Genomic DNA, 24,538 nt, shown 5'->3' with positions numbered 1-24,538 from the left:
GGCTTGATACGAGATAGTCCCGAGCAGGATTTTATCATGGGAGGGCGCGCTTATACGTCGTGCCGACGTGGCGCTCATGGCGTAGATGGATTGCCGTCATGGCGATCTTCCACCTCTCCGTCAAAGTCATCAGCCGGTCGAGCGGGCGCAGCGCCGTGGCCGCCGCAGCTTATCGCGGGGCTGAGCGGCTGCACGACGAACGGCTCGACCGCGATCATGACTTCACCAACAAGGACGGGGTCGTCCATTCCGAAGTGCTGCTGCCGGAAGGCGCGCCGGAGGAATTCGCCGACCGCGAAAAACTCTGGAACGCGGTCGAAGCCGCCGAGAAGCGCAAGGACGCGCAGCTTGCCCGCGAGGTCGAATTCGCCATTCCGCGCGAGCTGACAAAGGAACAGGGCATCGAACTGGCACGGGAGTTTGCCGAGGCCGAATTCGTCGAAAAGGGCATGATTGCCGATCTCAATGTCCATTGGGATATTGGCGCAGACGGCCAGCCCAAGCCCCACGCGCATGTCATGCTCACCATGCGCGGAGTCGGCAAAGACGGGTTCGGCCCGAAGGTGCGCGACTGGAACAAGGCCGAACTGGTCGAGCAATGGCGCGAGCGCTGGGCCGAGCATGTCAACCAGCGCCTCGCAGAACTCGATATCGACGCGCGGATCGATCACCGCAGCCTGGAGGCGCAAGGCATCCCGCTGGAGCCGCAGGACAAGATCGGTCCCGCCGCATCGCGCATGGGCGTGCGCGGGCTTGAGGCCGAGCGGATCGAGGAACACCGCGCTGTCGCACAGCGCAATGGCGAGCGGATTATCGCCAATCCCGCTGTCGCGCTCGACGCGATCACGCACAGCCAGGCCACCTTCACGAACCGCGACCTTGCCATGTTCGTGCACCGGCACAGCGACGGGAAAGAGCAATTCGATTTGGCGATGAACGCGGTTCGCGGATCATCCGACCTTGTCGCACTGGGCAAGAACGGACGCGGCGAAGAGCGTTTCACATCGCGTCAGATGATCGAGACCGAGCAGCGGCTTGGTCGCGCATCGGAACTGCTGGCGGAACGCGAGCGGCATCAGGTCGAAGATCGTGGCCGGGAAGGAGCGCTAGCGCTCGCTACGGAACGCGGTATGGTGCTATCCGGCGAGCAGCGCGCAGCATTCGAGCATGTCACCGATGGGCGCGGCCTCAGTGTCATTGTCGGCTATGCTGGGACCGGCAAGAGCGCGATGCTGGGCGTCGCGCGCGAGGCATGGGAGAGCGCGGGCTATACCGTTCGCGGTGCCGCGCTGTCCGGCATTGCCGCCGAGGGGCTGGAGCACGGTTCGGGCATTGCCTCGCGCACCATCGCCAGCCTTGAACATCAATGGGGCCAGGGCCGCGAATTGCTCACGTCGCGCGATGTGCTGGTCATCGACGAAGCAGGCATGGTCGGCACGCGCCAGATGGAGCGCGTCCTCTCCCATGCCGCCAATGCTGGCGCGAAAGTTGTCCTCGTCGGCGACCCGCAGCAGCTTCAGGCCATCGAAGCCGGAGCAGCCTTTCGCGCGGTCCATGAACGGCACGGCGGCGTCGAAATCAGTGAGGTCCGCCGTCAGCACGAAGGCTGGCAGCAGGATGCCACCCGTCATCTCGCTACAGGGCGCACAGGCTTAGCCATCCAGGCCTATGGCGAACGCGGCATGGTGCATTTTGCGGAGATGCGGGAGGCGGCGCGTGGCGAGCTGATCGAGCGTTGGAATCGCGACCGGCAGGCCAGCCCCGGTGATACGCGGATCATCCTCACCCACACCAATGACGAGGTGCGGGAACTCAATGACGCGGCGCGCGGAAAGCTGCGCACCAGTGGCGAGCTGGGCGACGACGTGACCATCCGCGCCGAGCGCGGCGAGCGCCAGTTCGCCAGCGGCGACCGCATCATGTTCCTGCGCAATGAGCGGTGCCTGGGCGTCAAGAATGGCACACTGGGCACCATTGAGCAGGTGACGCCGCAGCGCATGGCCGTGCGCACCGACGATGGCCGCAACGTTGCCTTCGACACAAAAGACTATGCTCACCTCGATCATGGCTACGCCGCGACGATCCACAAGGCGCAGGGCATGACAGTGGACCGCACACATGTGCTGGCAACGCCGGGGATGGACAGCCACGGGGCCTATGTCGCGCTGTCCCGCCACCGTGATGGCCTTGCCCTGCATTATGGGCGCGATGACTTCGCCGATCAGTCCAAACTTGTCCGCACGCTCAGCCGCGAGCGCGGCAAGGACATGGCGAGCGACTACAAACCCGAACAGCAGTTCGCCGAACGGCGCGGCATCACCTTCCGCGAACGTATCGTGGAGATCGCCCGGCAATTGCCGGAACGGGCGAAGTCGATCTTCGCAGGCTTCCGTCCGCAGGCCAACCGGCTCGAAGCGCTGCCCACCGAACAGGTTGGTCTTTCCGATCAGCGCCGGGCCGTCGAACGCTACGCTCGCGCCGCCGCTGATATCGGACAAATGCGCGAGCAGGGATTGCCGATCCTGCCACACCAGCGCGACGCGCTGGAGAAGGCCGGAAAGGCGCTCGACGCAATCCGGCCCCATGGCACAGCCGACCTCGCCAGCGCCTTGCAGCGCCAACCCTCGTTGGCCCGTGAGGCCGCCGATGGTCGCAGCCAGGGCGCGATCCGGGCCATGCAGCTCGAAGCTGAAATCCGCGTCGATCCCACTCAGCGTGCAGACCGCTTTGTCAGCGACTGGCAGCGGCTTGGGCAGGCGCGTCAGGCGATGCAGCGCGATGGCGACAGCAAGGGCGCGCAGAGGCTCACAAACCGCATGACGGACATGGCGAAGGGGCTGGAGCGCGACGCGCAGGTTGAATCCCTGCTGCGCAGCCGCGCCCGCGAGCTGGGCATCAAGACAGAACTCGGTCGCGATCTGGCCCGCGACCTTGCCGCTTCCATCTCGATGGAGCGGAGCCGGTCAATCGGTCTGGGCCTGTAGGAGAAACACGATGAATACCGATACGGATGACGTGGAACTGACCCTGGACCTTGAGCCGGAACCCGATCCCGACCCGCCAGCCCCAGATGTCGCATGCGATCCCGCCGCTGAGGCCTTCGCCCGCCTTGAAGGCGAACTGGCGCTCATGCGCCGGGCGGTCCAGCACCTCGCAGCCGAACGCGCCGACATTGTCATCCCCGATTATGGCGCAACCCTGACCGACATGGCCAAGCGGATGGGCGCAATCAGCGACAACCTGAAGGCCATGGCCAGTAATCCGGCGATGCAGATGACGCCTGACAGCATCGGCAATCGGATTGCCGCCGCAGCCGAAGCCGCGCGGCGCAGCGATCAGGACAGGATCAGTCAGGCCCGGAGCGACTTGAGCCACGCCGCTCAGGAGATGCGCAGCGTCATCTCCCATGCGCGCACCGCCACCGAGCAGCGGCAGCAGCTCTACCAGGTAGCAGGCGGAGCGTTGCTGGCAGGAATCCTGCTATGGTCCTTCCTTCCAGGCACCATTGCCCGCGCGATGCCGGAAAGCTGGCACTGGCCCGAGCGTATGGCGGCGCGGATGGTTGGCTCATCCACGCGCTGGGGTGCAGGTGCACGGCTGATGCAGAGCGACATCCCTGAGGCATGGAATGCACTAGTGCAGTCCGCTGACATCCAACGCGACAACCGCGATGCCATTGACGCTTGTCGGAAGTCCGCTGCAACCTCGAAGCAGGCAGTCCGATGCACCGTCAAGATTCGTCAAAGCAGTCCAGAAGGGGAAACAGCCGCAACGCCAGTGGAGGCCGCGACACGATCCCAGAAAGGGGCATAACAGCCCATTCCGACCCACACAAAATGTGGGAACGAATGTGGTTTCGATTTTCCGAAAAAGTCAATTTATCCTTTGAACACAAAGCGATAAATGACTTGAATGGTAGCGGAGGAGGGACTTGAACCCCCGACACGCGGATTATGATTCCGCTGCTCTAACCAGCTGAGCTACTCCGCCCCAAGGGGCCTCGCCGGGCGCTGCGCCCTGCGGTGAGGCGGCGCTATACGCAGCGCGGGCGGGTCGGTCAACGGGCTTTGCGCAAATCTTGTGCGATCATTTCCGCCGGACTTCCCAACCGGCGGGCAAGGCGGCGGGATAGCTGTCCAGGGCGTCGTCATCCACCGCCTCAATCGCCTCGCTGACCAGCGGGCCAAGCGTCGCCATATCGGGATTGTGGCCAGCGCCCGGCGCGATCAGCCAGTCGGCAGGATGGCTGGCGGCGGCGAACAGGGCGCTGGCCTGACCCATATCGACGCGGTCGTCGGCGGTGCCGTGGATCATCACCAGCGGCGCCTTTATCTTGGTCGCTGCGTCCAGATTATTCCATTTGTCGGGCAGCAGGGCGCTCACCCCGCCCGGTGCGGACTCAGCGAGCTTGTCGAAGGTGGACAGGGTGACGACGCCAGCCACCGGCACCGTCGCCGCGACATGCAGCGCCACCGCCCCGCCCAGCGAATGGCCGACCAGGAAGATGCGCACGTTCGATCCGATCAGCAGGCGCGCCCGATCGATATAGGCGCGGCCGTCGGTCATCAGCCCGGCCTGCGTCGGGCTGCCCGGATTGCCGCCAAAGCCGCGATAGGACACGACGATGACATGGTCGCCGCGGCCGGTGAGATGTTCGGCGTAGCGGGCTGCCACGCCCTGGTTCGATCCCCGGCCGTGAAAGAAGAGGATGACGTCGCGGTCCATCGGGTCGCCGGGCCAGTAATAGCCGGTCAGCGCAAGCCCGTCCGCCGTCCGCACCGGCAGCGTCTGCGGCTGGACACGGGTCCATTGGGCGATATCGATTGGCGCCTCGTTCGCCTTGTAAATCTGATCGCGCACCGCGCCAGCACAGCCGGTCAGGGTGAGCGACACGGCAATCGCGCCTGACGCCAGGGCCCGGCTAAAACGGCTCATCCTTGCTTTTCTCCCACTTCATATGCTCCCTGGCACCGGATGCGCAAAGCGGTCAATGGTCGGGCGCAGGAACGAAAGCGCATGCCTTTTCCGCCATATATTTTGAATGGCCAGGCAACCTTTTGCCCGCTCGCCATTTTTGCCTTGCAATCGTCACAACGCGGCGCACTAATATTGCAATGCACAACCGGCCCTGTCGGCCTGGGGAGGAACGCCCAATTGCCCTTCCATGAAATGTTTGAGCCGGATGGTTCGATACGCCCCTGTTATGACGAAGTGCAGAAGTGGGTGGAGCGAACGGGCATTGCCGGACTCAATCGCCGCATGGATGAGGCCGAGGCGATCTTCCGCCGCATCGGCATCACCTTCGCCGTCTATGGCGAGGGCGGCGATCCCGAACGACTGATCCCTTTCGACCTGTTGCCGCGTATCTTCACCGCGAACGAATGGCGCGTGCTGGACAAGGGCATCCGCCAGCGGGCGCGGGCGCTCAACGCCTTTCTGCACGACGTCTATCATCGCGGCGAAATCGTGAAGGCTGGCATCATGCCCGCCGACATCATCTACAAGAACAGCGCCTATCTGGCGGAAATGGCCGACTTCACCCCGCCGGGGAAGGTCTATAGCCATATCGTGGGCATCGATATCGTGCGCACTGGTCCTGGCAGTTTCGAAGTGCTGGAGGATAATTGCCGCACCCCGTCCGGCGTCTCCTACATGCTCGAAAATCGCGAGATCATGACGCGCATGTTCCCGGAGCTGTTCAACCAGGGCATCGTCGCGCCGGTGGACGATTATCCCGCCGAACTGCTCAAAAGCCTGAAGGAAGTCGCACCGCCTGCGTGCAAGGGCGATCCGGTCGTGGTCGTGCTGACCCCCGGTTCGCTCAACAGCGCCTATTATGAGCACAGCTTCCTCGCCGACCTGATGGGCGTCGAACTGGTGGAACCGGCCGACCTGTTCGTCGACGAAGACCGGGTGTGGATGAAGACCACGCTGGGTCCGAAGGCGGTGGACGTCATCTATCGCCGCATCGACGATGAATATCTCGATCCCTTGGTGTTCCGCGCCGACAGCCTGCTCGGCGTGCCGGGCATCTTCAACGTCTATCGCAACGGCGGCGTCACGCTGGCGTCTGCGCCGGGCGCGGGGATCGCGGACGACAAGGCGGTCTATATCTACGTGCCGGAGATGATCCGCTTCTATCTGGGCGAAAAGCCGATCCTCGACAATATCCAGACCTGGCAGTGCGGCAAGCCCGACGAGTTGGCCTATGTGCTGGAAAATCTGCACGAACTGGTCGGCAAGGAAGTCCATGGATCCGGTGGCTATGGCATGTTGATCGGCCCCAAATCGACCAAGGACGAGGTCGCTGCCTATGCCGCGCGGATCAGGGCCAATCCCGGCGAATTCATCGCCCAGCCGACGCTCGACCTGTCCACCGTGCCGACGCTCGGTCCCGCGGCGGTCGTCGGCCGCCACGCCGATTTCCGCCCCTATTGCCTGGTCGGCAAGCAGATTCGCCTGGTCCCCGGCGGCCTGACCCGCGTCGCGCTGACCGAAGGGTCGCTGGTGGTGAACTCCAGCCAGGGCGGCGGGGTCAAGGATACCTGGGTGTTGCAGGATTGATGGCCATATCCTTTACTAGCCCCACACAAGGACAGGGCATGACCAAATGCTGAGCCGGACCGCCGAAAATCTCTACTGGATGGCGCGCTATATGGAGCGGGCGGAGGCCACCGCGCGGCTGCTGACCATGGGGCAGCGCATGGCGATCCTGCCCGGCGCGCATCATCGCGACGAATGGCGATCGGTCGTGCGCGCCACCGGGGCGGAACATCGCTTCCCCGAAGGCACAACCGTCACCGAAAGCGACGCCGTCGCCTTCCTGATGCTGGACGCCGACAATCCCAGCTCGATCCGCTCCTGCCTGCTGAAGGCGCGGTCCAACGCCAAGTCCGCCCGCACCATGCTGACCCAGGATATGTGGGAAGCGTTGAACGACGGTTGGCGCAAGCTCGACAGCTATGATGTCGGCGAAGCGCGCCAGCAACTGCCCACGCTGATCGATTGGGTCAAGACACGCGTCATGACCTTCCGCGGCGCCACCCATTCCGGTCAGTTGCGCAATGAAGGCCATGATTTCCTGCGCTGCGGCTCCGCGCTGGAGCGGGCGCAGATGACGCTGCGGCTGCTTGACGTCAAATATTATGTCCTCCTGCCCGAAACCGAAGTGATCGGCGGCAATCGTGACCATTATCAATGGACTTCGGTGTTGCACGCTCTGTCGGGCAGCCGCGCCTATCATCATGTCTATGGCGGCACCTACACCCCCTGGCAGATCACTGATTTCCTGATGCTAAACCGCATGTTCCCACGCAGCGTCGCCTATTGCTACGACCAACTGGCCTATCGGCTCAATCGCCTCGCGGGCTGGCATAACGCTCGCGCCGCCTGTCACGATACGGTGCACGATATGGTCGTGGCGCTGGAAAAGCTCGACAGCGGCGAAATCTTCCGCTTCGGCCTGCATGAAACGGTGCAGCACGGCCTCTCGATGACCAACCGGCTGGGCGGGGAAATCGCGCAGGCCTATCATTTCGGCTGATCGGGAAAGGGGCGGCCGGGGCCAGGCTGGTTAGGGGGAGCGTCGATGAAATTGCTGGTTCGCCACCAGACCGTCTATCGCTACGCCGCCACCGCGGGCCGGGTGGCGATGCGGCTCAAGCTGATGCCGGTCGATACGCCCACGCAGACCGTGCTGGACTGGCGGGTCAGCATCAACGACGCGCCGCTCACCAATTTCCGCCGCAACAGCTATGGCGAGATGGAGACGATCTGGATTCGCCACGACCGGCTCGACCATGCGGTGATCGTGGCGGAGGGGCTGGTCGATACCCGCGAAAGCCATGGCGTGGTCGGTCACCTCGATAGCCGCGTCGATACCCGCTATTTCCTGCGCGACACGCCATTGACCCAAGCGTCGGACGCCATCGCCGCCATGGCCCGCGCGGTGCCGCCCGGCGCAGGCCCACTGGCGCAGCTTCATGCGCTCTCGGCCGCGGTCAGCGACGCGGTCCAGTATCGATCCGGCGTCACCACGTCGGCCACCACAGCGGCGCAGGCCTTCGCGCTGGGCGCGGGCGTGTGCCAGGACCATGCCCAGATCTTCATCGCCGCCGCCCGCACGCTGGGGCGGCCCGCCCGCTATGTGTCGGGCTATCTGCTGGCCGGCGACAGCAGCGCGCTGCATGAAACCCATGGCTGGGCCGAAGCGCATGTGCCGGGCCTGGGCTGGATCGGATTCGATCCGTCCAACCGGGTGTGCGTAACCGAACGCTATCTGCGCCTGGCGAGTGGCCTGGACGCCGACGACGCCGCGCCGATCCGTGGCTCCGTCACCGTCGCGGGCGATATCTGGATTGACGCGGACGTTCGTATCGCGCAGGCGGAGGACGGCGTCGAGGAACGACAGCTGCAACGGCAGCAACAACAAAGCGTCCCGCCGCCCGAACAGACGGGTTAATAGAAGCGATCGCAGGTCGAATGGCGCATTCAGTGATTCGGCCAATCGCGACAAACAAAATACAGGGGGCCAGCGGGCCGTGACTTATTGTGTGGCCGTGCGCGTCGATCAGGGACTGGTCATGCTGTCCGACACCCGCACCAATGCGGGCATGGACAATATCGCGCGCTTTCGAAAGAGCTTCACCTATCATGTGCCGGGCGAGCGCGCGATCACGCTGATGTGTTCGGGCAATCTGTCGATCACCCAGGGGGTGAAGGCGACGCTGAGCAAGGCGATCAAGGAATCGCAACTTGACCCCGATGTCGAAACGATCCTGAACTGTGACACCATGCACCGCGTGGCGCAGATCGTGGGCGACGCGATGCAAAAGATGCAGCAGCGCTATCGCGAGAATATCGAAATGGGCGGATCGGGTTCGGGCGCATCGATCATGATCGCGGGCCAGCGCAAGGGCGGCAAGCCGCGCCTCTACCTCATCTATTCCGCCGGCAATTTCATCGAAGCGACCGAAGACACGCCCTTCTTCCAGATCGGCGAGCATAAATATGGCAAGCCCATCCTGGACCGCATCATCAAGCGCGAAACCACGCTGGAGGACGCGACCAAGGCGGTGCTGGTCTCGATGGATTCGACCCTGCGCTCCAACCTATCGGTCGGCATGCCGCTCGACCTGACGGTCATCCCCACCGACGCCTTCGACTTCCGTGTCCGCACCCGGATCGAGGCGGACAATGAGGAGTTTGTCACCATCTCCCAAAGCTGGGGCGCGGCGCTGCGCAAGGGGTTTGAGGATTTGCCCAACGTCTTGGATTGAACAGGGCAGGGCATAAACGCCGCGCCATTCGGCCTGCGCTAGAATGGCGAAAAGGGTGGAAATAAGACACTCCCCTCCCGCTAGCGGGAGGGGCAGCGAGACTTACGCGCGAAGCGCGTTAGTCGCAGCGGGGTGGGCTATCGCGGCGTCGCGCCCACCCCCTAACCCCCTCCCGCCAGCGGGAGGGGGAAAATGTCCGCCTTTGGTCGCTTCCGCGCGGTCCGATCTTTCGCTTGAAACCGGACGGGCAAGTGTCGCTACGATCGAAGCCGAATCAACGTGCTGAACGACGATCGAGGGTGGTTAGGCGAATGTCGGCGTTGAACTTAGGCGCAAATCATAACTGCCGTTCAGTTCGAACGCTCTTCCTTGCCAAAGACACTCTTGAACCAATACATTTTCGGATCACGGAACCACTTCCGGTTTGCCTCGGTCTCGAACTTCGCAAACTTCCGCATGTCCAGACCATAGCGAAAAGCTAAAGCAAGAATTTGCCTCAAGTCGTCATCTCCCGGCCTCCCCTTTAATTTGACTACCAGTCCTTTCGCGTCTTCGCCTTTGACGCTTTCAACGCAGGGAATGCGATCGAGCCATTCGAAATAGGCTCGTTCGTCAGCAGGGTGATAGAACATCACCTCTGTATCCATCTGCTCCAAAGTAAGGATCGTCTCAGCCATCCTTCTACATAACCTCCCACTGGCCATGGCTGCAATCCGGCGCGCGCGCCATTAACATGAGTGCCGACAGATGGTCGCCTGCCCCCGCTGCTGAAGCGCTAGTCTTCTTCGCCGCGAAAAAGGGCATCGACGTCCTCAGGCCGCATTCGTTTTAGTTTTTCATCGAGCTTGCGATCGAAGCCGCGATCGTTCGGTTCTTCGCCTTTTTGCGCCTTCCGTCCGATCTGGCGCAAGTAAAGGGCAGTCGCCAGGGTCAGGCGCAGCTTCTTCTGACTTGCTTTCATGGACCTGGAAATATCACAATGGGAAACGTCTGTAATTGGCGAGTTTCGGTAGGCGCAGCAGCGGCGAGAAATGGTCGCTTCAAGACCGTCTGCTTTCTGACCCAACCCCTTCCAATGTAGGAATATTCCTGATCTATCCTATCGGATGGACCCGCTCGCGCACGCTCAGCCTTGCTTCTCCACGCCACCCCGGCGGGCCAACTATTGCGTCGCCGCTACGCATCCGGCGCGTCTTCGCCGCCTGGGTGGCGCGTGCCTGGCGCGTCGCCATGACTTCGGCGTCGCGTCGCTGTGACCCTGCTGTGACCTTGGCGTTGCCTCCCAGTGGCTTGCCGATAGCTTCGCAGATGCTTCCGGCCCGAAAAGCCCGACAACGGTGTGAACTTCGGCCCGTCGCGTCCCGCACGCCTCCACCACAGCCCCGCTTACACGCCCCCAAGCAAATCCTTCGCTTGCACCCCGACGCGCGCCGCCTATCTCTGTCGCCCACCCGAATCGCATCTGAAAGCCTGATATGACCGCCACCCACAGCACCCGCATGTTGATCCTCGGTTCCGGCCCCGCGGGCCTGTCCGCCGCCATCTACGGCGCGCGCGCGGGCCTGGCGCCGATCGTGGTGCAGGGGATGCAGCCGGGCGGGCAGCTCACCATCACCACCGACGTCGAAAATTATCCCGGCTTTCGCGACGTGATCCAGGGACCGTGGCTGATGGAGCAGATGCAGGCGCAGGCCGAGCATGTCGGCGCGCAGATGATGTATGACCAGATCGTCGACGTGGACCTCTCGGAACGCCCCTTCCGCCTGCGCGGCGACGGCGGCACGCTCTATGTGGCCGACACATTGGTCATCTGCACCGGCGCGCAGGCCAAATGGCTGGGCGTGGAGGGCGAGGAGCATTTGCAGGGCAAGGGCGTGTCCGCCTGCGCCACCTGCGACGGCTTCTTCTATCGCGGCAAGAAGGTGGTGGTGATCGGCGGCGGCAACACCGCGGTCGAGGAAGCGCTCTACCTCACCAACCACAGCCATGACGTCACCCTGATCCACCGCCGCGATTCGCTGCGCGCGGAAAAGATCCTGCAACAGCGGCTGTTCGCGCATCCGAACATCAAAGTGCTCTGGAACAAGGCGGTCGATAAATTCGTGGGCGGCGGCACGCCCGAAGGCCTGGTCGGCGTCGACCTGATCGACACGGTGACTGGCGAGAAGTCGCATGAGCCGACCGACGGCGGCTTTGTCGCGATCGGCCATCATCCCGCGACCGAATTGTTCACTGGCAAGCTGCCGATGGACGAAGGCTATCTGCTGGTGGAAAAGGGCACGACCCACACGGCGATCCCCGGCGTGTTCGCGGCCGGCGACGTCACCGACAAAATCTACCGCCAGGCCGTAACCGCGGCGGGCATGGGCTGCATGGCCGCGCTCGACGTTGAAAAATTCCTGGCGGAACAGGATTTCGAGGCAATGGTGGAGGCCTAAGCCTCCGCCGCGGGCGGGGTGGGCTTTTAGCCGACCTTCGCCCGCGCAAAGGCGACCAGCGACCCGAACGTCTCGAACGTGTCGCCGTCGATATCGTCATCCTCGATCAGGATGTCGAAACGGTCCTCGATCTCGGTCAGCAGGCCCGCGACCGCCATGGAGTCCAGTTCCGGTAGCGCGCCGAACAGGGGGGTGTCTGTATCGAGGCTATCGACCTGGGCCTGGGGCAAGCTGAGAACGTCGCGGAGCAGCGCCCGCATCAGCCTGTCCACATTGAGGGTCCGGTCGTCCGGCTGGGAATTGTGCGCCTGCATGGTGCGGGGTGAATAGGGATATAAAGTCTAACCGACAAGCGCGGAAATGGCGGTCCGCGCCGCCGGCAGCCAGGCGGAAGCGAAACGCGGATTGAAGGCGTCGATGCGGTGGAGCGCAATGCGCCGGTCCATCCAGTCGGTCTTGTAGCCATTATCGCCGGTGCCATAGTCGATCATGCGCACGCGATTCTGGTCGATCGCCTGCGCAAACATCGCATGGCTCAGCAACGTGCCGGGGGAAGCATGGTCGAAATGGCTGTCATGGCTCAGCTTATGGATCAGGGCGACGCCCTGCTCCACGGTCCAAAGCTGGGTCGCCACCGCACGCCCGTCCAGTCGCGCGAAACCAAGCCGCAACGTCCCCGCTGCGCTCTCCCGCTCGGTCAGGTCGCGCAGGAAATCCAGGCCCGGCTCGGCCTCCTTCCAGCTGCGGTCATGCACATCGACATAGTCCCGCCACAGGTCGTCGGTCAGCCGCGTGGCGATCGACAACGCAAACGGGTTGCCGCGTCCCTTTCGCTTGACCAGATTGCGCAACCGCCCTGGCCGCGACGCCCAATAATCGGCGAAGCTGCGCCCTTCTACCTCCAGCAGATAGCGACCACCCATAGCCCGCTGCACCGCAAACCAGCCGACACGGCGCAGCGCGGCCAGCAGGGGCGCGGCATCCTCCAGCGGATAAAGATCGATCTGCGCGCTGGTCGCCAGCAGATGCCGGGCGAGCTTTTCCAGCAGCCGCTGTCGGGTCGCCGCATCGGATTCGCCGATAAAGACGGGCGCCCAGGCGAAGCTGTACCAGTTGGCGAGCGCGCTGGCGCGCCGGGGGGCGGGGGCCAGCAGGAACAGCCACGCCTGCGCATCGCCCTCCTGCGCCAGCACGATGCGGACGGGCTGGTCAGGGAAGCAGTAATCATGCAGAGCCACAAACCAGTCGATCCGGTCGAACAGGGGCAATCCATGCGCGCGGTCGAGCCGGCCGGCCAAAGCCTGCCGCGCTTCATCGAGCGTCTGATATTCCCTTGCCGCCAGCAACCGACTATCTCCGCCCCAACCCCGATCCAAAACCACCATGCGGCATAGGATAAAAGTCTGGAAATGGAGTTAAGCCCTCCCTTGCTACAGGATCGTCTGATGCCCGACGGCGCGCAGGTGCGGCCGATCGACCATCTGCTGCTGCGCGGCGATCCGGCGCGGGCCGCGCTCGACGGCCGCTCGGGCAGCTACAGCTATGCCGAACTGGAAGAGACGCTGGGACGGCTGGCGGGCTGGCTGGCGGGATTCGGACTGGAAAAGGGCGCGCGAGTCGCCAGTTGGATCGCCAAGGGGCCGGTCGCCGCGCTGATGCCGCTCGCCGCGCCGCGTGCGGGGCTGGTCCATGTGCCGGCCAATCCGCTGCTCAAACATGCCCAGGTCGCGCATATCCTGGCCGATAGCGGCGCGTTGCTGCTGATCGGGACGGCGGCGCGACTCGACAGCCTGTCGCCTAACGAAGTGCCAGCTGGCTGCCAACTGCACCGGGAGGATGACGCCGCCTGCGCGATGAGCGGCGGCCAGGCTATCGGGCCGTCGGCGGCCGATCCGCAAGATCTGGCGGCGATTCTCTACACCAGCGGTTCGACCGGACGGCCCAAGGGGGTGATGCTCAGCCATGCCAATCTGTGGCTGGGCGCGGTGGCGGTGGCCGATTATCTGGAACTGACGCAGGAGGATCGCACCGCCTGCGTCTTGCCTTTCAGTTTCGACTATGGCCAGAACCAGCTGCTTTCGACCTGGTATGGGGGCGGCTGTGTCTATCCGCTCGACTATCTGACGCCGCGCGACGTGATGAAGCTGATCGATCGGCGCGACATCACGACGCTGGCGGGGGTGCCGCCGCTGTGGGTGCAGTTGACAGAACTCGACTGGCCGGAGGCGGTGGCGGCCAAGCTGCGCCGCCTGACCAACAGCGGCGGGGCGCTGACCCGGCCATTGGTGGCGAAGCTGCGCGCGTTGTTTCCCCAGGCTGACCTCTATCCGATGTACGGCCTGACCGAGGCGTTCCGGTCCACCTATCTCCCACCCGCCTTGGTGGACAGCCATCCCGATTCGATGGGCCGGGCGATTCCCTTTGCCGAGATATTGGTGGTCCGCCCGGATGGCGGCATCACCGACGATGACGAGCCGGGCGAACTGGTCCATTGCGGGCCGCTGGTGGCGCAGGGCTATTGGCGCGACCCGGTGCGGACCGCCGAGCGGTTCAAGCCCGCGCCCGCAACCTCGGTCTATGGTGGGATGGCGGTCTGGTCCGGTGACACGGTGCGCCGCGATGCCCATGGCCTGCTCTATTTCGTCGGCCGCGATGATGCGATGATCAAGTCGGCGGGCAATCGCATCAGCCCGACCGAGATAGAGGAAGCGGCTGTCGCCGTTCCCGGCGTCGCGGAAGCGGTGGCGCTGGGCATCAAAGACGATCGGCTGGGGCAGGCGGTGCGGCTGCTGATCCGCGCCAGCGACGCCGCCGTGGCACAGGCCGTCGCCGCGCATCTCAAAAGCGAACTGCCCAATTTCATGCAGCCCAACGATATCGTCGTGCGCCCGGATTTTCCCCGTAACCCCAATGGCAAGATCGACCGGGTCGCGCTCACTCTGGAGCATGGCGCATGAAGCCGATGGGGCCGATTCCTGCCTGGTTCGGGGCTGAGGAAGGCATGCTGCTAATCGGCGGCTGCGGGGCGGCTAGCCTGGTCGACGAGGCGGGCGACACGCCGCTTTTCGCCTATGACATGGATATCGTGGAAGCGCAGGTCCGTCGCTTTCGCGCCGCCATGCCTGAAGCGCTGCATCTCCATTATGCGATCAAGGCCAACCCCTATGCGCCGCTGCTGGCGCGCATGTCAGGCCAGGTAGACGGATTTGACATCGCGTCAGGCGGCGAACTGGAGATGGCGCTTTCTGCCGGAATGGCGCCGGATCGGATCAGTTTTGCTGGCCCTGGCAAACGCAACGACGAACTGGAAGCCGCGATTTTCGCCGGCGTGACCGTCAATCTGGAGTCGGAGGGGGAGGGCCGCCGCGCGCTGGCGGTGGCGGACAAACTGGGCAAGGTGCCGCGCCTGGCGGTGCGGGTGAACCCGGATTTCGATCTCAAGGGATCGGGTATGCGCATGGGCGGCGGGGCCAAACCCTTTGGCGTGGATGCGGATCGGGCCGCGGCGCTGGCGCGAGCGATGATCGATGCTGGCGCGGATTGGCGGGGCTGGCATATTTTCGCGGGCAGCCAGAATCTCGATCCGTTGGCGATCATCGAAACGCAGGCGGCGACCATAGCGCTGGCGGCGCGGCTGTCGGACGACGTCGGCGCGTCGCCGTCGCTGGTCAATCTGGGCGGCGGCTTTGGCCTGGCTTATTTTCCCGGCGATGAACGGCTGGATATCCGGCCGATCGGCGTGGCTTTGGACAGCCAGTTGGAGAATTTGCCGGACATTCTGACCGGCAGCGCCTTTGCGATCGAACTGGGCCGCTGGTTGGTGGGGGAGGCGGGCGTCTATCTGACCCGCGTGGTCGACGTGAAGGTCAGCCAGGGCGAAACCTTCGTCGTCGTCGATGGCGGCCTGCATCACCAACTCGCCGCCAGCGGCAATTTCGGGACGGTCGTGCGGCGCAACTATCCGATCGCGGTCGCCAACCGCTTCGGCGCGCCGCCGGTGGAGGCGCCCGTAACAGTGGTCGGGTGCCTGTGCACCCCGATCGACCGGCTGGGCGACAAGGTGGCGTTGCCGCTGGTGCAGGAAGGCGACCTCATCGCCATCTTCCTCGCCGGCGCCTATGGCGCGTCGGCAAGTCCCGGTGCTTTTCTTGGCCACCCAAGTCCTCGCGAACTTTTACTTGGCTGATTAGCTTGGGACTTAACTCCTAACGGTATCTTTACCCTTTCCCTGCAAGAAGAAGCCCGAAGCCATGTGCTGACCGGTTGCCTTGCCCTCTTTGGCGGCCGCCGGTGCATGGCCGCACAAAGAGGTGAGAATATGCGTTTCGTGTCGGTTTCCAGGCTTTTGATCGGCGTATCGCTACCCGCTATCGCCCTGTCGGGCTGCGCCTCCGCGCCGTCCGGGCCGCAATTACCGCCCGCTTCTTTCGTCTCGACCCAGGAAGGGCCGGGCGAAGAATATATCATCGGCCCGCTCGACGACCTCACCATCTTCGTGTGGCGCAATCCCGAACTGGGGGCCAAGGTGCAGGTGCGTCCCGATGGCCGCATCACCACGCCGCTGATCACCGACATGCCGGCGGTGGGTAAGACGCCCAAAATGCTGTCAGACGACATCAAGCTGGCGCTGACCCAATATATCGAAAACCCGCTGGTGTCGGTGATCGTCAACAATTTCAGTGGCACGTTCAGCCAGCAGGTTCGGATCGTGGGCGCGACGGAAAAGCCGGCGTCCATTCCCTACCGCGCGAACATGACGCTGCTCGACGCGATGATCTCGGTCGGCGGCCTGTCCGAATATGCGGCGGGCAACCGCGCGCGGCTGGTTCGGTTCGACAAGAATACGGGCAAGCAGAAGGAATATCAGGTCCGCCTCGGCGACCTTCTGAAGAAGGGGGACACGCGCGCCAATGTGCTGCTGTCGCCCGGTGACGTCATCATCATTCCTGAAAGCATGTTCTGATCATGGCCGGTCTCTATGACGAAATGTTGGTCCTGCTCCACGGCATATGGAGCCGCCGCTGGGTGGCGCTCGGCGTCGCCTGGGGCCTGTGCTTGCTGGGATGGCTGGGCGTTGCGCTTATCCCCAACAGCTATCAGTCCAAGGCGCGGGTCTATGTGAACACTCAGTCGCTGCTGGAGGACAAGGTGGGCATCACCCAGGTCCAGTCGCAGCAGGATCTGGACCGGGTGCGCAGCACGCTGGCGAGCGCGGAGAATCTGGAGAAGGTGGTGCGCGACACCGACCTGTCTCAGACCGTGTCCGGCCCACGCGATATCGCCGCGAAGATCACGACGCTGCGCGAAAATATCACGGTGATGGCGCAGGCCGATCCCAGCATGATCGACATCAGCGCGATCTCCGCCGATTCGAGCCTGTCCGACGGCGCCAATGCGCGCATCGCGCAGCAGATCGTGCAGAAGCTGATCGACATCTTCCAGGAAGAAAATCTCTCCGGCGACCGCAACCAGACCAAGCAGAGCCTCGCTTTCCTGGACCAGCAGATCGCCGCCCGTGGCAAGCAGCTCGAAGCGGCCGACCAGCGCCGCGTCGAATTCGCCCAGCGCTATGTCGGGCTGTTGCCTGGCGCGGGATCGATCAGCCAGCGGATGGACGCTGCGCGGATGGAGATCAACAATATCGACTCGCAGCTGGTCCAGGCGCAAAGCGCGCTCAGCGCGATGAACGGCCAACTGGTCGGCACACCTGCGACCCTGCCGGGCGTCGGCGCATCGGGCGGCGCTTCGCCGCTGGCGCAGGCGCAATCCAACCTGGCGTCGATGCGCGCGCGCGGCTGGACCGCGAACCATCCCGATGTGATCGCGGCTCAGCGCGAGGTCGATGCCCTGCGCAAGAGCGGCGGCGGCAGCGTGGGCGGGGCGGGGAGCACGCCCAACCCGGCCTATCTGTCGATCAGGTCGATGCAGGCCGAACGCGCCGCGACGGTGCAGGCGCTCAGCGCGCGCAAGGCGCAGTTGCAGGGCGACCTCAACACCATGATGTCCAAACAGGTCGACGAACCGGGCGTCGCATCCGAGCAGGAGAAGCTCGACAGCGATTATGCCGCGATCAAAGCCCAATATGACAAGCTGATGAGCGATCGCGAGGAAATCCGGTTGCGCGGCGAGGTGAAGACCGAAACCGGCTCCGTCCAGTTCCGCGTCATCCAGCCGCCCAGCACCCCGACTGCGCCTTCAGCGCCCAACCGGCCGCTGCTGCTGCTGGGCGTGCTGATCCTGGGGATCGGTGCGGGGATCGGCGTCGCCTTCGCCCTCGGCCAGCTGAAGGGCACCTTCCCGACCGCCGCGCGGTTGGAAAAGGCGCTGGGCCTGCCGGTCGCCGGATCGATCAGCCAGACGGTCAGTGCGGCGCAGGTCGCGATCGAAAAACAGCGGCGGAAGTGGTTCGCCGGGGCGAGTGGAGGGCTGGTGGCTATCTGCCTGCTCTTGGTCGTCGTCGAATTCGTCCAGCGTGGCATGGCGTGAAGGAGCCAGGGAAAATGAACCAGCACAGCTCCATCAAGGGCCGGGGATCGCTGATCGAGCGAGCCACGGAGATTTACGACTTCAACGCCGCGCTGCGTGGCCGCGCCGCGCCTGCGGTCGATGTGCCCGCCGATCTGCCGCCCGTGCCGGTCGCACAGCCGGCACCTGCTGCCTTCCTGGCCGATGCCCCCGCCGCGCCGACCTTCCGTGCCCCGGCCTGGACCGGGCCGGTGCAGGCGATCGACCGCATTAAGCTGGCGGAGGACGGCTTCCTGCGTCCCGACAGCGCGGTGACGACGATGAGCGAGGAGTTCCGCCTGCTCAAGCGCGACCTGCTGTCGCAACTGCGCAATAACCCGCGCGGCAACCGAATTCTCGTCTGCTCCGCTCATAGTGGGGAGGGCAAGACCTTCTGCGCGATCAACCTGGCGCTCAGCCTGGCGGCGGAGAAGGATCGCGAAATCCTGCTGGTTGACGCCGATTTCGGCAAGCCCGGCATCCCCGCGCAACTGGGGCTGGAGGCTGGTCCCGGCCTGATGGACGCACTCGCCGACCCGCTGGTCGCGATCGAGGATTGCGTGATCCGCACCGACATTCCCTCGCTCGCCGTCCTGCCCGCAGGGCAGCGCAGCCATAACGACACCGAATATCTCGCCTCGGCCCGGACCGAGCAGCTGCTCAAGCGGCTGACGGACGGTCGGCCCGAAAGGATCGTGATCTTCGATTCGCCGCCGTTGCTGGCGGCATCGCCCGCCGCCGTGCTCGCCAGCCATGCCGCCATCGCGCTGCTGGTCGTGCGCGCCGACAAGACGCCTGAAAGCGCCCTGCGCGACGCTGTAGGCCTGTTGAAGGGCGGCGCGCAGGTGCAGCTTTTGCTCAATGCCGTCCGCTTCAACAGCGGAGGCCGCCGTTTCGGCAGCTATTACGCCAAAGGGGAAGCCCAGTGAAGACCGTTCGGCTCTGGATCGCAGGCGCATCCTGCGTCGCGCTGGCCGCTGCAATGCCTGCCCACGCGCAATCGTCTTCGGACGACAAGCGCTTGGACGTGATCCCCTATATCGGGGTGGATCAGGTCGTGATGGGGCCGCTCAAGGGTGGCGGCGACGTCCTGACCTATACGAACGTCACGGCCGGGTTGACCGCCGAAGTGCAGAACAAGCGCGTCGAGGCGGCGGTCGACTTGCAATATAATCACAGCTTCGGCTGGAGCAGCCAGGCGGTGGACCAGGACGTGCTGAGCGGATTTGGTCATGCGACCATCAATGTCGCGCGCGGTCTGGGTATCCAGGCTGGCGGCCTTGCCACGCGGGTCCGCACCGACGGCCTGTCTGGTGCATCGACCCAGCGCGACACCTTTACCAGCCAGGTCTGGTCCGGCTATGTGGGGCCATCCTATACGACGCAGCTTGGCGACTTCAACGTCAACGCCGGTTATCGCCTGGGCTATGCGCGGGTCGATGACAGCGTGAGCCAGAATAATGTTCAGGGGCAGTCCGGCGGCTCCTTTGCCGACAGCTGGACCCACAGCCTCAACGGATCGATCGGCTTTTCGCCCGACACGGTGCTGCCGGGCATCGGCCTGACCGCGAGCGGCGGCTATGATCGGGAGGACGCCAGCCAGCTCGACCAGCGGTTCGAGGATTTGTGGGGCCGTGTCGATGCGACCGTTCCCATTACGCCAACGCTCGCCGCAGTCGGCGGCGTCGGCTATGAAAAGATCGAAATCAGCCAGCGTTCGCCGCAACTGGGCGCCGATGGCCTGCCGCTGATCCGCAACGGCCGCTATGTCACCGACAAAAGCTCGCCGCGCGCCCTGGTCTATGATTTCGACGACATCATCTGGGACGCGGGCGTGCTGTGGCGGCCCAGCCGTCGTACGACGCTCCAGGCGCGGGTCGGCGAACGCTATGGCGGCATGACCTATCAGGGCAGCTTCCTGTGGCAGGGCCGCGACAGCCATGTCGCCGTCATCGTCTTCGACGGGATCGACAGTTTCGGTCGCATGATTACCGCCGACGTCGCCGCCCTGTCGGGCAGCAATTTCGACGTGGCGCGCAATCCGTTTACCGGCGACATCACCGGCTGCGCCTTCTCCACCACTGGCGGGGGCCAGTGCTTCAACGACGCCTTGTCGGGCATCACCGACGCCAATTTCCGCTATCGCGGCGTGTCGGCGCAATATGCGCTGCGACGCGGCCCGTGGGGCTGGGGTCTGGGGGCTGGCTATTCGCAGCGAAAGTTCATCACGCCCACCGGCCAGACCGTGCTGATCCGCGGATCGCGCGACGAAAACTGGTATGGCAACGGGTCGGTGACCTATACGATCAACGATCGCGACAGCATCGATCTGGTTGGCTACGTCAATTATTTCGACGCCAGCGGCGATCGGCCCGATGTCCTGAACTACGGTTCATTCGCTAGCTATTACAAGGGGTTGTCCCGTCGTCTGTCTGCGTCCGCATCGCTCGGACTGGACGGGGTGCAGGCGGACGATCTGGACACAATCATCAGCGCGATGGGGCAGGTCGGCCTGCGCTACAGCTTCTAACCGATCGCCTTGGAGACGAAGAGATGTACGATCAATTCTACGGATTGCAGGGCCGTCCGTTCCAGCTGACGCCGGACCCGCATTATTATTTCGAAAGCGCCACCCATCGCAAGGCGCTGTCTTATCTCGGCTATGGCCTGGCGCAGGGCGAAGGCTTCATCGTCATCACTGGCGACATCGGCGCGGGTAAGACGACGCTGGTCGGCCATCTGATGCAGACGATCGATCCGGCGCGGCTGACCGCGGTCAAGATCGTGTCGACCCAGGTCGAGGGCGACGATATGCTGCGCCTCGCCGCGCAGAGTTTCGGCCTAACGACGGACGGCCTGTCCAAGGCGGCGATCCTGCAACAGGTCGAATCCATGCTCCATGCCCAGGCGCGCGCCGGGCGGCGCAGCCTACTGATCGTGGATGAGGCGCAGAATCTGCCCGTCTCCGCGATCGAAGAACTGCGGATGCTGTCCAATTTCCAACTGGGCGGCCAATCGCTATTGCAGATTTTTCTGCTGGGCCAGCCGGAATTTCGCGATCTTCTCAAATCGCCGCAGCTGGAGCAGTTGCGCCAGCGCGTGATCGCGACCCATCATCTGGAACCGATGATGGCGAATGAAGTCGAACCCTATATGCTTCATCGCCTGGCCATTGCGGGCTGGAACGGCAATCCGGCCTTCACGCAAGGCGCGTTTTCGGCGCTCTATACGGCGACCGGCGGCGTGCCGCGCCGTTTGAACGCGCTGGCCAGCCGGGTGCTGCTGCTGGGCGCGATCGAGCAATTGCATGTGATCGACGAAGAGGTTGTGGGTGCCGTCGTGGCCGACATGGGCCTGGATAGCGACGTCGTCCCGGAAGCGATCGCCCCGTCCAGCCTCGATACGGTCGAAGAGAGCGCGGCGCCTGTCGCTGAGGAAGGGCGGGTTGAAGAATCGCCGGTTGAGGCCCAGCCTTTTGCCTTTCCGGCCGAGCCTGTAGCCGAGGACGAACCTGTCGAGGATGAGGTCATCCTGGACCTGGCGGACGAGGCGCCGGTCGCGCAAAAGGTCGCGGCGGACGATGGATTTGCCGCTTATGAGCCGTCCGACAAAGAGGATGTGATCGAACTGGATGCAGCTTGGGCGGAGCCGACATGGGCTGATGCGGCGATCGAGCCGGTTGCAGCTGCCGACGCCCCTGACGATGCGCAAGACGATGTCGCATCGGACGAGATTGAGGCTGTCACGCCCAGCGTGGTCGCGCCGTTCGCGCGCCCGGCTTTCGCTATATTCTCCGCACCGCGCGCGGTCGAGTCAGACCTTGCGTCAGAATCCGATCCGGTCGTGGAAGACCAGGCAGAGGTAGCGAGATTCACCGCATGGTCGACTCGCGAGCCGGAGGCGCCTGCCGGGGTCAACATGTTTGCCGAGGATGAAGCCGTGGCAGAGGCCGAGGCTTTCCCGTCGCACGAATCGTATGCGGACAGGGAGCCTTTTGCGCAGGCCGAACCAATGGCCGACGATGCGCCGGAACCCCTGGCGTTCGATACCGCAGACATCGACATGCTGCGCGCCGACATGCTGGGTGAGATCGAAGCATTGCGCGCCGAGATCGCCTCGCTACGGGCGGTGCAGTCGCATGTCCCCTTCGGCCAGCCGGTGCAGCCGGAGATCGATCCCGAAGCGCTCAAGAGCTGTTTCACCCTGATCGAGGAACGACTGTCTGCGCTGGAGTTCCGCGCCGAGGAGCAGGATACGGCGCTGCGCCGCGTGCTGACGTTGCTGGTCGACTGGGTCGAGCGGGAAGAGCGGATGGCGGATGTGCAGGCTGGTGTCGCCGCCTGACGCCTGTAGGACGGATAAGGTTGGAGAATCATGCAGAACGCCCTGTCTGTCGATGTCGAGGACTGGTTCCAGGTCGGCGCGTTCGAGCGCACGCTGAAACGTGCCGACTGGGACGGCCTGACTCACCGTGTCGAAGCCAATAGCGACGCCGTGCTGGACCTGTTCGCGCAGGCGGACGTCAAGGCGACCTTCTTCACCCTGGGCTGGGTGGCGGAACGCTATCCCGCGCTGATGCGCCGCATTGTGGACGCCGGGCATGAAGTCGCCAGCCATGGGTACGACCATGCCCGCGTCTTCACCTTCACCCCCGAACAGTTCCGTGCCGATTTGCGTAAGTCGCGTGCGATATTGGAGGATGCGAGCGGGCAGGCGGTCACCGGCTATCGCGCGCCCAGCTTCTCCATCGATCCGCGCACGCCGTGGGCGCATCCGATTTTGGCCGAAGAAGGCTATCGCTATTCGTCCAGCGTAGCGCCGATCCGGCACGACCATTATGGCTGGCCGGATTCGCCACGTTTCGCCTGGAAGCCGGTGGCGGGATCGGATCTGGTCGAATTGCCCGTCACCACCGCCAAATGGGGCAAGCGCACATTGGCCGCGGGAGGCGGCGGCTTTTTCCGCCTGTTGCCGTACGCCTTTTCACGCTGGGCGATCCGGCAGGTCAACGAACAGGCTGGCCGCCCGGCGATCATTTACTTCCATCCCTGGGAAATCGACCCGGACCAGCCGCGCGTTGCGGACGCACCGTTGCGGTCGCGCCTGCGCCACTACAGCAACCTGTCCGTGATGGCGGCCAAGCTGCGCCGCCTGACCCGCGATTTCGCCTGGACCCGCGTGGATGCACTGGCGGACGCGGAAGCGACGCGCGCGTCATGATGGTCGGCAATGCCGCCGGGATGGCGGTGACGATGCTGGACATCGATGACCCGGCCCAGGCCGAGGCCGCCGACGCTTTCGTTATGGCGCATGCCGACGGCACGCCCTTTCATCGCACCGCCTGGCTGCGCGCGATCACGCAGGCGACGGGGCATCGTGCGCTGCTGCTCGCCGCCTTTGCGCCCTCTGGCCAGATTCGGGGGTTGTTGCCGCTGCACCATGTAAGGAGCCGGCTGTTCGGGGGTGCACTGGTATCATCGGCTTTTGCGGTAGATGGCGGCCTGTTGGTCATGGACGATCGGGCGGTTGCGCCGCTCGCTGCGGCTGCCCAGGGACTGGCGCGCGATAAAGGCGGACCACCCGTTGAATTGCGCGGCGGGCCTGCGCCGGGGGACGACTGGCAGCGACGTGAAGGCGAATATGTCGGCTTCGTCCGGCCGCTGGCCGTAGATGACGAGGCGGAACTGCGCGCCGTCCCGCGCAAGCATCGCGCCGAACTGCGCAAGGCGCTCGCCAATCCGGCGCTCAACGTCGAAACCGGGCGCAGCGATCGTCTGCGGCGCGACCATTATAGCGTCTATGCCGCCAGCGTTCGCAACCTTGGCACGCCCGTCTTCCCCAAACAGCTGTTTCACTCGGTGTTGCAGCAGTTCGGCCAGGATGCCGACATTTTAGTGGTGCGCGAAGGCGATCGACCTGTGTCAGCTGTGCTGACGCTCTATCATCAGGGGCGGGTGATGCCCTATTGGGGCGGCGGTGTCGCCGATGCGCGGCGATTGCGCTCCAACGAACTCATGTATTATCGGCTGATGATCCATGGTCGCAGCCTCGGTATGCGCCACTTCGATTTCGGCCGGTCGAAGGCGGGCAGCGGGCAGGCGGCGTGGAAGAAGAGCTTCGGCTTCGATCCGGTCCCGCGTGTCTATCATGGCTGGTCGGTCGATGGCGCCAGGCGCGACGTCAATCCGACCAGCGCCAAATATCAGCGGCGGATCGAACTGTGGAAGCGTCTGCCGCTGCCCGTCGCCAATCTGCTGGGACCGATGATATCGCGCGGCCTTGGTTGATACGCATACGAAATATTCAACCCTGACCATT

General features: G+C 64.3%; 20 protein-coding genes, 1 tRNA gene and 1 pseudogene. 16 read left to right on the top strand and 6 right to left on the bottom strand.

Annotated features, from left to right (window positions below; translation table 11 throughout):
• Nucleotides 1–98: 98 nt before the first annotated feature.
• On the top strand, nucleotides 99–2,984 hold the full coding sequence (gene traA, locus CEQ44_RS16250) for a Ti-type conjugative transfer relaxase TraA (protein WP_088184676.1): 2,886 nt from the start codon (nucleotides 99–101) through the stop codon (nucleotides 2,982–2,984).
• A 10-nt stretch (nucleotides 2,985–2,994) separates the two neighbouring features.
• The gene (locus CEQ44_RS16245) at nucleotides 2,995–3,813 is read left to right on the top strand and encodes a DUF6118 family protein (protein ID WP_176400359.1); all 819 of its coding nucleotides are present in this window, start codon (nucleotides 2,995–2,997) and stop codon (nucleotides 3,811–3,813) included.
• Nucleotides 3,814–3,913: 100 nt separating this feature from the next.
• Here CEQ44_RS16245 and CEQ44_RS16240 read toward each other — a convergent pair.
• Both CEQ44_RS16240 and CEQ44_RS16235 read right to left on the bottom strand, forming a co-directional pair.
• Nucleotides 3,914–3,990 (bottom strand) — tRNA-Met (locus CEQ44_RS16240).
• 96 nt (nucleotides 3,991–4,086) lie between these two features.
• Nucleotides 4,087–4,935, bottom strand: coding sequence for an alpha/beta hydrolase (locus tag CEQ44_RS16235; protein WP_088184675.1), 849 nt, complete (start codon nucleotides 4,933–4,935; stop codon nucleotides 4,087–4,089).
• Nucleotides 4,936–5,154: 219 nt separating this feature from the next.
• Between CEQ44_RS16235 and CEQ44_RS16230 the strand changes: the two genes are divergently transcribed.
• The 4 genes from CEQ44_RS16230 to CEQ44_RS16215 all read left to right on the top strand — a co-directional run bounded on the left by CEQ44_RS16230 (nucleotide 5,155) and on the right by CEQ44_RS16215 (nucleotide 9,278).
• Nucleotides 5,155–6,564, top strand: a complete 1,410-nt coding sequence (locus CEQ44_RS16230; protein WP_088184701.1) for a circularly permuted type 2 ATP-grasp protein — start codon at nucleotides 5,155–5,157, stop codon at nucleotides 6,562–6,564.
• Nucleotides 6,565–6,610: 46 nt separating this feature from the next.
• The gene (locus CEQ44_RS16225) at nucleotides 6,611–7,543 is read left to right on the top strand and encodes an alpha-E domain-containing protein (RefSeq protein ID WP_088184674.1); all 933 of its coding nucleotides are present in this window, start codon (nucleotides 6,611–6,613) and stop codon (nucleotides 7,541–7,543) included.
• 45 nt (nucleotides 7,544–7,588) lie between these two features.
• Nucleotides 7,589–8,461: a transglutaminase family protein gene (locus CEQ44_RS16220; protein ID WP_088184673.1), complete on the top strand. Its 873-nt coding sequence runs from the start codon at nucleotides 7,589–7,591 to the stop codon at nucleotides 8,459–8,461.
• A 79-nt stretch (nucleotides 8,462–8,540) separates the two neighbouring features.
• Entirely contained in the window at nucleotides 8,541–9,278 is a 738-nt protein-coding gene (locus tag CEQ44_RS16215) for a peptidase (protein ID WP_088184672.1), read from the top strand.
• 350 nt (nucleotides 9,279–9,628) lie between these two features.
• Here the strand turns inward: CEQ44_RS16215 and CEQ44_RS16210 are convergent, their stop codons facing one another.
• Both CEQ44_RS16210 and CEQ44_RS16205 read right to left on the bottom strand, forming a co-directional pair.
• Nucleotides 9,629–9,955 carry a hypothetical protein gene (locus CEQ44_RS16210; RefSeq protein ID WP_088184671.1) on the bottom strand — a complete coding sequence of 109 codons (327 nt, stop codon included), beginning with the start codon at nucleotides 9,953–9,955 and terminating at the stop codon, nucleotides 9,629–9,631.
• A gap of 98 nt (nucleotides 9,956–10,053) precedes the next feature.
• Nucleotides 10,054–10,239, bottom strand: coding sequence for a hypothetical protein (locus CEQ44_RS16205; protein WP_088184670.1), 186 nt, complete (start codon nucleotides 10,237–10,239; stop codon nucleotides 10,054–10,056).
• 514 nt (nucleotides 10,240–10,753) lie between these two features.
• Here CEQ44_RS16205 and trxB point away from each other — a divergent pair.
• On the top strand, nucleotides 10,754–11,716 hold the full coding sequence (trxB, locus tag CEQ44_RS16200) for a thioredoxin-disulfide reductase (RefSeq protein WP_088184669.1): 963 nt from the start codon (nucleotides 10,754–10,756) through the stop codon (nucleotides 11,714–11,716).
• Nucleotides 11,717–11,742: 26 nt separating this feature from the next.
• Here trxB and CEQ44_RS16195 read toward each other — a convergent pair whose 3' ends face one another.
• Together CEQ44_RS16195 and CEQ44_RS16190 are read right to left on the bottom strand one after the other, a co-directional pair.
• Nucleotides 11,743–12,030, bottom strand: coding sequence for a phosphopantetheine-binding protein (locus tag CEQ44_RS16195; protein WP_088184668.1), 288 nt, complete (start codon nucleotides 12,028–12,030; stop codon nucleotides 11,743–11,745).
• A gap of 27 nt (nucleotides 12,031–12,057) precedes the next feature.
• Nucleotides 12,058–13,062 carry a GNAT family N-acetyltransferase gene (locus CEQ44_RS16190; RefSeq protein ID WP_088184700.1) on the bottom strand — a complete coding sequence of 335 codons (1,005 nt, stop codon included), beginning with the start codon at nucleotides 13,060–13,062 and terminating at the stop codon, nucleotides 12,058–12,060.
• 99 nt (nucleotides 13,063–13,161) lie between these two features.
• Here CEQ44_RS16190 and CEQ44_RS16185 point away from each other — a divergent pair, with 99 nt between their 5' ends.
• From CEQ44_RS16185 to CEQ44_RS16140, 9 genes and pseudogenes are all read left to right on the top strand, one after another.
• Nucleotides 13,162–14,673, top strand: a complete 1,512-nt coding sequence (locus tag CEQ44_RS16185) for an acyl-CoA ligase (AMP-forming), exosortase A system-associated (protein ID WP_088184667.1) — start codon at nucleotides 13,162–13,164, stop codon at nucleotides 14,671–14,673.
• Nucleotides 14,670–15,902 (top strand): pyridoxal-dependent decarboxylase, exosortase A system-associated, encoded by a 1,233-nt coding sequence (locus CEQ44_RS16180; RefSeq protein ID WP_088184666.1) that lies wholly within the window; start codon nucleotides 14,670–14,672, stop codon nucleotides 15,900–15,902. The genes CEQ44_RS16185 and CEQ44_RS16180 overlap by 4 nt, the downstream gene beginning before the upstream one ends.
• Nucleotides 15,903–16,034: 132 nt before the next feature.
• Nucleotides 16,035–16,679: an XrtA/PEP-CTERM system exopolysaccharide export protein gene (locus CEQ44_RS16175; protein WP_088184665.1), complete on the top strand. Its 645-nt coding sequence runs from the start codon at nucleotides 16,035–16,037 to the stop codon at nucleotides 16,677–16,679.
• A gap of 2 nt (nucleotides 16,680–16,681) precedes the next feature.
• On the top strand, nucleotides 16,682–18,202 hold the full coding sequence (locus CEQ44_RS16170) for an XrtA system polysaccharide chain length determinant (RefSeq protein ID WP_088184664.1): 1,521 nt from the start codon (nucleotides 16,682–16,684) through the stop codon (nucleotides 18,200–18,202).
• Nucleotides 18,203–18,216: 14 nt separating this feature from the next.
• Nucleotides 18,217–19,149 (top strand): AAA family ATPase, encoded by a 933-nt coding sequence (locus CEQ44_RS16165; protein WP_088184663.1) that lies wholly within the window; start codon nucleotides 18,217–18,219, stop codon nucleotides 19,147–19,149.
• Nucleotides 19,150–19,202: 53 nt separating this feature from the next.
• Nucleotides 19,203–20,750, top strand: coding sequence for a hypothetical protein (locus tag CEQ44_RS16160; protein WP_088184699.1), 1,548 nt, complete (start codon nucleotides 19,203–19,205; stop codon nucleotides 20,748–20,750).
• A 23-nt stretch (nucleotides 20,751–20,773) separates the two neighbouring features.
• Nucleotides 20,774–21,635 (top strand): annotated as a pseudogene (locus tag CEQ44_RS16155) (XrtA/PEP-CTERM system-associated ATPase); the annotation flags it as partial.
• Between the two features lie 959 nt (nucleotides 21,636–22,594).
• Nucleotides 22,595–23,440, top strand: coding sequence for an XrtA system polysaccharide deacetylase (locus CEQ44_RS16145; RefSeq protein ID WP_088184662.1), 846 nt, complete (start codon nucleotides 22,595–22,597; stop codon nucleotides 23,438–23,440).
• A complete protein-coding gene (locus CEQ44_RS16140; protein WP_088184661.1) occupies nucleotides 23,437–24,507 on the top strand; it encodes a FemAB family XrtA/PEP-CTERM system-associated protein in 1,071 nt (356 codons plus the stop codon). The genes CEQ44_RS16145 and CEQ44_RS16140 overlap by 4 nt, the downstream gene beginning before the upstream one ends.
• Nucleotides 24,508–24,538 lie beyond the last annotated feature (31 nt).

The organism is Sphingobium sp. Z007 (assembly GCF_900013425.1).
Taxonomy (GTDB): domain Bacteria; phylum Pseudomonadota; class Alphaproteobacteria; order Sphingomonadales; family Sphingomonadaceae; genus Sphingobium.
The sequence above is the reverse complement of the archived record's forward strand: the minus strand, read 5'-3'. Positions and strand labels throughout refer to the sequence as shown.